The sequence below is a fragment of the Saccharospirillaceae bacterium genome, assembly GCA_022448365.1.
Classification (GTDB): Bacteria; Pseudomonadota; Gammaproteobacteria; order Pseudomonadales; family Oceanobacteraceae; genus Bacterioplanoides.
Genome location: JAKVCS010000034.1, coordinates 1 through 2,026, shown reverse-complemented (window position 1 = coordinate 2,026; position 2,026 = coordinate 1). Strand labels below are relative to the sequence as shown.

At 51.2% G+C, this 2,026-nt stretch carries 2 protein-coding genes; both read left to right on the top strand.

All coding sequences use genetic code 11. The annotated features are described in order from the left end of the window. Positions 1-169 precede the first annotated feature (169 nt). Positions 170-1,318, top strand: coding sequence for an alpha-hydroxy-acid oxidizing protein (locus MK185_17820; protein MCH2042488.1), 1,149 nt, complete (start codon positions 170-172; stop codon positions 1,316-1,318). Between the two features lie 151 nt (positions 1,319-1,469). Continuing rightward, positions 1,470-2,026 (top strand): Plug domain-containing protein (locus MK185_17815; protein ID MCH2042487.1); only part of this gene is annotated, 557 nt, incomplete at its 3' end.

The following is a 2,026-nucleotide window of genomic DNA, read 5'->3' as shown; positions in this document are numbered from 1 at the left end:
GCAGACACCATTACTATTGAATGGCCAGACAAAACAGGAAGTGTCAGTACGTTTCACAATATTCCGGCTAACCAGTTTTTATACATCCAGGCCGATCGGGGATCTATCGAGCAACGCTCACCTTCGCCCCCAACCCTATCGCAGTAACAAAAAGAGGTAGTAACACGCTATGCGCTTGAATCAATGCTATAACTATCAGGACTTCAGAACCCTGGCGAGAAAACGCCTGCCCGGCCCAATTTATAATTACATCGACGGCGGTGCCGATGACGAGGTAACCATGCGGCGTAACACTGAAGCCTTCAATCAGTGTGATTTAATTCCCGGGGTACTTCGCGGTGTCAAAGATGTTGATCTGAGTATCGAGGTGATGGGTCAGCGACTTGAATTACCTGTGTACTGCTCTCCTACCGCCCTGCAACGGTTATATCACCACCGGGGTGAATATGCAGTTGCGGCCGCCGCCGAAAAGTTTGGCACCATGTTCGGCGTGTCGTCGCTGGGCACCGTGTCGATGGAGAAAATTGCACAGGATTTTGATATTCCCCAGGTGTATCAGTTTTATTTTCATAAAGACCGCGAGCTTAACCGGGCCATGATGGAACGGGCGAAAGCCAGTGGCATACAAGTTATGATGCTGACGGTAGACTCAATCACCGGTGGCAATCGGGAGCGGGATTTACGTACCGGCTTTTCCATACCCTTTCGTCTGACCCTGGGCGGCATGGTTGAATTTGCCCGTAAACCCGCCTGGGGCATCAACTATCTGCTCCATGAAAAATTCTCTCTACCACAACTGCAGGCCCATATTGACATGGACGGCGGCAGCAGCTCTATCGGTGATTATTTTACCAATATGCTGGATCCGGCAATGAACTGGCAGGATGTGGCCGACATGGTTGATTTTTGGGATGGTCAGTTCTGTTTAAAAGGCATTATGAGCGTTGAAGATGCCAAGCGTGCAGTAGACATTGGCTGCACCGGTATCGTGATTTCTAATCACGGCGGGCGCCAACTTGACGGCTCACGCAGCTCTTTTGATCAACTGGCCGAAATTGTCGACGCAGTAGGCAATGATATCGACGTTCTTTTTGACAGCGGCGTGCAGCGTGGCTCACATGTACTTAAAGCACTGGCGCTGGGCGCAAAAGCGGTGGGAATTGGGCGGATGTACCTGTATGCACTGGCGGCGGCCGGACAGCCTGGTGTGGAGCGGGTCCTTAAGCTCATGCAGGCTGAAATCGAACGCGACATGCGACTCATGGGGTGCAGTAGCATAAAGGACCTGCATCGGAACCATGTTCGCTTTCGTCCCTGATACCCAGCCCACAAACCGGCAATAACCCCTATAAAGCGATGACTTCGTGAACTCACCTGTTCTCGACACATCTGCAACTAACTACAGAATCAGCAAGGCCAATATGACTCAGCATCACCTAATGACCTCACTAACATTAACCATACTTCTCATGAGCCCGCCTCTGCTTGCTGCAGCAGTAACACCATCAGCGGGACCACCAGCAGCTGAAGATATTGAAGTAGTAAAGGTGACTTCAACGAGATTATCACGGGATCTCTTTGCTACCCCGGCGGCAGTTTCGCTACTCGATGCCCGGCAGGAACTGCAACTGCAGGAAGCACTGCAATTAAACGAAGCGCTTAAGTTTGTGCCTGGCGTATATTTTCAGAATCGCTACAACTTTGCTCAGAACCTGCGGATATCCATCCGCGGTTTCGGTTCGCGCGCTCCGTTTGGTGTGCGCGGCCTGCAATTGCAGGTTGATGACATCCCTTACACATTGCCTGACGGCCAAACCCAGGTGGATGATATTGATTTAAACAGCGTTGAACAATTACAGGTTATCCGGGGCGCAGCAGCAGTGCAGTACGGTAATGGTGCTGGCGGCGCAATTGATATCACCACTGTGACCGGCGATAGCCTGCAAGGAGTTAATGCCAGCGTGAATGTCGGCAGCCATGATTTTTATAAAGTAAACCTGCAGGCTGGTACCAGCGAGAACGACAT